6 protein-coding genes are annotated in these 5,984 nt (G+C 55.6%); 3 read left to right on the top strand and 3 right to left on the bottom strand.

Going from position 1 to position 5,984, the window contains the following annotated elements; all coding sequences use genetic code 11:
• Positions 1 to 19: 19 nt before the first annotated feature.
• Positions 20 to 937: an NAD(P)H-binding protein gene (locus GSQ80_RS14440; RefSeq protein ID WP_158788273.1), complete on the bottom strand. Its 918-nt coding sequence runs from the start codon at positions 935 to 937 to the stop codon at positions 20 to 22.
• 12 nt (positions 938 to 949) lie between these two features.
• On the bottom strand, positions 950 to 1,486 hold the full coding sequence (locus GSQ80_RS14435) for a hypothetical protein (RefSeq protein ID WP_158788272.1): 537 nt from the start codon (positions 1,484 to 1,486) through the stop codon (positions 950 to 952).
• A gap of 115 nt (positions 1,487 to 1,601) precedes the next feature.
• Between GSQ80_RS14435 and GSQ80_RS14430 the strand changes: the two genes are divergently transcribed.
• Complete coding sequence (locus GSQ80_RS14430; RefSeq protein WP_158788271.1) at positions 1,602 to 2,177, top strand: TetR/AcrR family transcriptional regulator; 576 nt, start codon at positions 1,602 to 1,604, stop codon at positions 2,175 to 2,177.
• 173 nt (positions 2,178 to 2,350) lie between these two features.
• On the opposite strand, the gene GSQ80_RS14425 is transcribed toward GSQ80_RS14430, so the two are convergent.
• Positions 2,351 to 3,805, bottom strand: coding sequence for a PLP-dependent aminotransferase family protein (locus tag GSQ80_RS14425; RefSeq protein ID WP_158788270.1), 1,455 nt, complete (start codon positions 3,803 to 3,805; stop codon positions 2,351 to 2,353).
• Positions 3,806 to 3,893: 88 nt separating this feature from the next.
• Between GSQ80_RS14425 and GSQ80_RS14420 the strand changes: the two genes are divergently transcribed.
• The gene (locus tag GSQ80_RS14420) at positions 3,894 to 4,775 is read left to right on the top strand and encodes a hypothetical protein (RefSeq protein WP_254059649.1); all 882 of its coding nucleotides are present in this window, start codon (positions 3,894 to 3,896) and stop codon (positions 4,773 to 4,775) included.
• A 55-nt stretch (positions 4,776 to 4,830) separates the two neighbouring features.
• The gene (locus GSQ80_RS14415; RefSeq protein ID WP_158788269.1) at positions 4,831 to 5,478 is read left to right on the top strand and encodes a DUF2306 domain-containing protein; all 648 of its coding nucleotides are present in this window, start codon (positions 4,831 to 4,833) and stop codon (positions 5,476 to 5,478) included.
• The last annotated feature ends 506 nt before the right edge of the window (positions 5,479 to 5,984 follow it).

Raw genomic sequence — 5,984 nt, 5'->3', positions numbered from 1 at the left:
GACGTCGTCCCAATCGTCATCAAGAATTACCCGGCACACATCCAAATTCTTTTGTATTGACTCGAAAGAACTCTTCCAGAGTCTGCGCGCGGCTTCCGGTTATGGCCCGAATCGTATCTGTAACGGCGCGGGGCTCTTCGCTTCGTCTTTCGGTTGATCGAAAGTATTGCCAGAGATGCGACAGGTGATCGAGCGCGTGCGGATTGATGTGACTTCTCATGGCCTCAATCCACTGCTCGTCCGTAATATTGACATATCGTATCGGACGCTTAAGCACGGAGCTCAGTGTGTCGACGATTTCTCTCACCGTGGGTGTTGCAGCGACAAGATCGTACGCGCTTGCGGAAGGCATCTCTGGCGATGCCAGCAGGGTGGCCGCCATACGAGACACATCTTCTCCACCTACCAGCGAGATTGTGGCGCTGCCGTCGCCCCAGGGCAGGAACACTGTGTCCTGTTCGGCGACACTCCTTCTTATCAGTGCCCGTACGTTTTCGTAGTATGGCGGGGCGTGCATATGAACCGCTCCGACTTTCGCCCAATCGAAGATGCGATCCGCGAGTCCATGCTGCATGTTGCGAAAGCTCGGCGCTTTGCGCGCGCCCTGGAGCTGCGAATTGTTGACGACGAGTTCGGTCCCTGCTTCGCGTGCTTCCATAGCAAAGATGGTTGTAGCTTCCAGCAGACCATCCGATACAGAGTAGGTAAAGTAAGCGCGCTTTATCCCTTCGAGAGAAATGCTGACGGAATCCCGATCCAAGAGATCTCCTTGCACGACCTCCGCACCGAGTTCCCGGAGAGCCTCGGACCTTGCATCCAGCGTATGCACGAAAGCACGCACAGGAATACCTTTTTCCAGCAGGAGGGATGTTATTCGCCGGCCCGTGGAGCCTTGTGATCCACCAGCCGCGCCGGTGATGAGTATAGGTTCAGACATTGTTCTTCTCCTTTAGGAAATGCGGCATTGGTCGGCCGTACTGCCAGTGAAAACGGGAGCTGCGCTGGGCCGAGGGCGGACCAGCCAATAGAGAGCGATGAAGTGCGTAAGCATCAACATGGGTACGTAGAGGATCGGGATCGGGTAGGCCGCGCCCAGTTGTCCCGCGACCGCTGGAAGGCCGAACTTGATGGCGTGGTTGTAGGCAAGGAGGATGTCGGTCGTCCCCGCGAGATTGAACGCGATGACGAAGAGCCAAAACAGCGGACGTATTCTGACCGTGAGAAGGGCCAACAGGGCGAGAACTCCGGTTGCGAAGTCACCATAGGCGGCGAATGTGGCAAACCCGGCAGGCAGATGGCGGCCGACGACGCCTGGAAGAAGAAAAACAAGCCCGAAGAAGCGAAAGCTATGCACAGTAGCGATGACGCGTTGCGCTGCCATCCGTTTCATCGACCTGAGTCTGGGAAGAACATACACGCTGAAACAAAGCAGGCAGGCGACATAACCAAGAACCAGATGTACTAGAAAGATAATTTGCGGGGACATTTGGCCTCCTGCTCGCATAGGATTATATCAATCATCCTATGGATTCAGAATTTCTGTCGCAAGCTCAAGGCGGCGAATCCTCCGTGGGATGATTGCCGGCATCCTATAATGAGCCATGCGTTACCCGCCCGAACACAAAGCCGACATCCATCAGCAGATTGTGAAAGATGCCTCGCGCCGCATTCGTCGCGAAGGCATGACCGGCGCCGCGGTTTCGTCCATGATGCGGGATTGCGGCCTGACCCACGGAGGTTTTTACAAGCATTTCGGAAGCAAGGAAGAGTTGCTCATGGAATCGCTGAGCGCGGCATTCAAGGAAATAGCCGACCGCCTCGCACAAGCTGGCGCACAATCCGAACCTGAGGCGGCGTGGAAGGTGATCGTGAAAACCTATCTGAGCCTGGAATATTGCGACCAGATCGAGTACGGATGCCCATTGCCGGCCCTTGCGCCCGAACTCGCAAGGACGGACAAGGCGATGAAGTCGCGAATCTTTGAGGAACTGAAGATATACAGGAGTCGCATGATTCCGTTTATGCCCGGCCGGCGAACTGCCGACAAAGAGAGCGCTTTCTTTTCTATCTTTTCAACGATGGTCGGGGCAATTGAAATCGCGCGGATGATGCCAGAGCCCGCGATGCGGGAGAGAGTGCTAGTGAGCGCGAAAAAGCTTCTCTTGCGCAGCTTTTAGTTTTTTTGGCTCGAATCGGCGGTCGCGCCGACGCCAACACAAGTACCCATAAGCCGTTGACTTGAGAACCTGTCCTCAATTGTTGCGACTGGCCGGTGCGCGTTTCCGGCAACCTCCTCGAATTCGCGAGTTGGCATTCGTTGAGAGAACTGGTCTCATGTCCCGAGGTCTGGCTAGCTCAATGCCTTTGCGAGTCGAATGAGGCCTTGCTGTATTGCAACCTTGTCGAAGCCGCCAAAGCCGAGGAGCAAGGCATTTGGATCAGGACGTCTGAGCGTGCATCGATCGACGGCGATTACCTCAAGACCCTGGGCCGCGGCCAACTTCTCCGCCTGTCGTGACGACATACCATTCTTGAGATACCCGATCGTGTAGAGGCCGGCCCTGACGTTGGAGATCTCAAGCAGCCCACCCAGGTGTTGCCTGGCCCCTTCCTTTAGTATTTCGAGACGCTCCGCATACAGAATCCGCATCCTCCGAAGATGTCGCGCCAAATGCCCGTCCACGATGAAGTCGCAAAGCACCGCCTGGTCAAAGGATGAATTCCGGAAGTCGGTTCGGTAACGAAGGGCCACGAAGGGGTCTACCAATGGCGAGGGTAATACCACGTAGCCCACGCGCAAGGCCGGGAAAAGCGTTTTGCTGAACGATCCGACGAAGATAACGCTTGAGTGATTATCGAGGCTTTGGAGAGCGGGCACGGGCGGTCCCTCGAACCTATATTCACTGTCATAGTCATCTTCGATAACAAACGCGCCAGCGCGTGCGGCCCAGCTAAGAAGCGCCATCCGCCGCTCGAGCGACATCGTTACTCCGAGTGGAAATTGGTGAGCCGGCGTTACGTAGACTCCCTTCCCGTCCGGGCAGAGCTTCGTTCCGGCAAGAACAGAAAGTCCTTCGTCATTTACCGGTACAGCAATCATCCTGGCTCCGACATTCTCGAACGCGATCCGGGCTCCAAAATATCCAGGATCTTCCATCCATATCGAGTCGCCTTTTTTCAAGAGCAGCCGCGCCAACAGATCGAGTGCCTGTTGTATTCCGGAAACTACGACGATTTGTTCCGCAGTGCATCGCACCCCACGCGACGTACGCAGATACTCGGCGATGGCGCTGCGCAACGGCTGATACCCGCGCCGATCAGCCTCTTTCTTGAGCCATGACCTGAAATTCCGGGCCCGGCCCGCTGCAATACGGCCCCAAACTTCAGATGGAAATTCATTGATGGCAGGAACCCCGATGCGAAAAGGGCGGGGGCTCTCAACAAAAGCCTGATCAATCCACGGTTGCGGCGGTTTGTTTGTGGCGATGACGCGACGAATGTATGCGGGCGTAGTGGTTGCATGGCGCGCTGGCCGGGGTGATTCCACACGATTGACCCATGTACCGAAACCAACGCGAGAGGTGATGTACCCCTCGTCTTGTAGACGCTCCAGAACGCTGACGACTGTCCCGCGGGAAAGTTGGTACAGGCTGGCGAAATCTCTCGACGCTGGCAGCCTGGCGCCTGGCGCGAGCCGGCCATCGAGAATGGCAGAGCATAGTTCACCGTACAGCCAGCTGGTTAAGGTCTGATGGCGCGACCGAATCTTGAGAGTGAGTTCGAACGAGCTGATGGTTTTCGACATTTCAATGGTCCAATGACATTCTATAAAATGGCTCTATTCGATGAACCAATGGTGCCATATTATCAGTTTGAAATAGAGAAGCGCATGTGTGGCCATTGAGCTCTGGCTTCTGGTCGAGGAACGCATCGGAGATCGAGAGATGAACGTTGGAATTTGGTTTTACGGCTTAGGTACAGTTCTTACCGGCATTTTGAACATCGCGTGGGGTTCATTTGACGCCTCTCACCAGCCCATTCAGGCCGTGAGCAAAACGCTGGCTGGTGAACACGTACTGGCCTCCATTGCAGGCGCATGGCTGGTTGCATCGGGTCTTGCAACTTTGTGGCGGTACAGCGTAAGGATTGGCGCGGCGGCATCCGGCATTGCTTATTTGATCTTTGCGGGACTTTGGCTTGCTCGGTACTACGCCGGGGTTCATTCGCTTGGCTGGCGAATCGACGTCCTATTAGGCGTCACGTTCGGGCTGGCGCAACAATTGATGCTGGTCGCTCCGGCCGCAATCATTTACGTCTTCACCGCCCCACCGGATTCCCAGTTGCAAAGGAGAACAGTTATCGCCGCGCGTTGGATGCTCGGACTTCCTCCCGTCATCTTCGGCATATTTCACCTTATCGGCATTCGGGTCTTCGCAACCATCGTCCCTCACTGGATGCCGTTCGGATATTTCTGGGCGGCGCTGACGGGAATCGCCTTCATCCTGGCAGGATGTGCGATCTGCTCCGGGAAGATGGATGTGCTGGCCGCCAGACTTCTTGCATTGATGCTGTTCCTGTTTGAACTTCTCGTCGAGGTGCCCCCTATATTCAGCCGGCTGCACAGTCAGCCAACATGGGGCGCTGCTGTATACAATCTGGCTGCGATAGGGGCATGCTTGATGTTCGCCGAGTTTCTCATGAGCCGCGCAGACCGGGGACGAATAGGCCGCGCGGGGAATGTCACCATGTCAAGGCCCAATACGTTGGCCGCGTGATTGAGTCGCGCATGGTCATAGACGGGGATAAGTTTTAGACATGAGAAGACTGCTGATGAAAACCGGTTGGGGCGTGCTGTTGTTTCTCGCGCTCGTCAATTGCATTCTCGCGATGCGCTATCTATTGCCCCGAGTTCCGTTCCCCGCGCAATTACCGAACTTCAAGCTGCATCGCATCGCGCTTACGGGCCATGCCGCATTTGCGGGCATCGCACTCTTGGTGGGGCCGTTTCAATTCCTCGATACTTTCCGGCGCCGCTGGCCAACGTTGCATGGGCGCCTCGGTTGGTTGTATATCGGCACAGTGGCACTCGGAGCTGCCTTCGCGTTACCCTTGACCCTCCACGCAGGCTTCGGTCCTATTTCGGGAGCGGGCTTCCTGACGCTAGACATCGTTTGGCTTCTCACCACAGCCATCGCCCTCCGTTGGGCAATCAAGCTCCGGTTTGATCTGCATCGTCGCTGGATGTTGAGAAGCTACGCCCTCGCAGCCGCAGCAATTTCGCTCCGCATCATGTTGCCAATATCTGCGGTAATGGGTCTTTCTCCTGCGCCGTCTTACCGGGCGATTGCATGGCTTTGCTGGCTTACCAACCTCGCGCTCGTAGAGACATGGCTCCGGTTACGCTATGGCACAGTGACACGAGTTCCGCTCGTGCACGCCTCATCTCGTGCTGGCGGCCAGCCCGATAATCGGTCTTAGCCCATAAGGGCGATTGCCGCGCCCCAATATCTCATCTGGCGACAACAGGTCAAAGCACTCATTCAGTGCCGTTTCAGCGACCGATATCTGATTGGTCTTGAAAAACGGCTTCTCTTCACCAATCGCCGCAGTTCCCGTAAAGTCGGGTTATCGCAACTTGAAGACCTAACTTCCGCAAACGCTTGACCGGGCGTCGGCTCTACGGACATCCTGACCAAATGGGAACTGTTCCGTGGCGAGGACTATCAAAGTCATCCTTTCTTAATGCGAATGCGAGTTCTATGGGTTGTCCGTCCCGCCAACGATGAAGATCATTGCCATAGGTTGACCTCAATCATTCCTCCGTAACCACGCTGAGGTACCGTCCGTGCCGCGTTGAATTCGCGTGCCAGCGTGGACGCAATAAGGGAACAATAAAGACACAATAACGATTTTTAAGGGTTGTTTTGCGCCCTTTTGTGCACTTAAAAGATGTGCTAACTTATTGAAAGTGCGTTGCGAAGCGA

Origin of the sequence: Granulicella sp. L46, from assembly GCF_009765785.1 — a bacterium.
Taxonomy (GTDB): Bacteria; Acidobacteriota; Terriglobia; order Terriglobales; family Acidobacteriaceae; genus Granulicella.
This window is presented reverse-complemented; position numbering and strand designations above follow the sequence as displayed.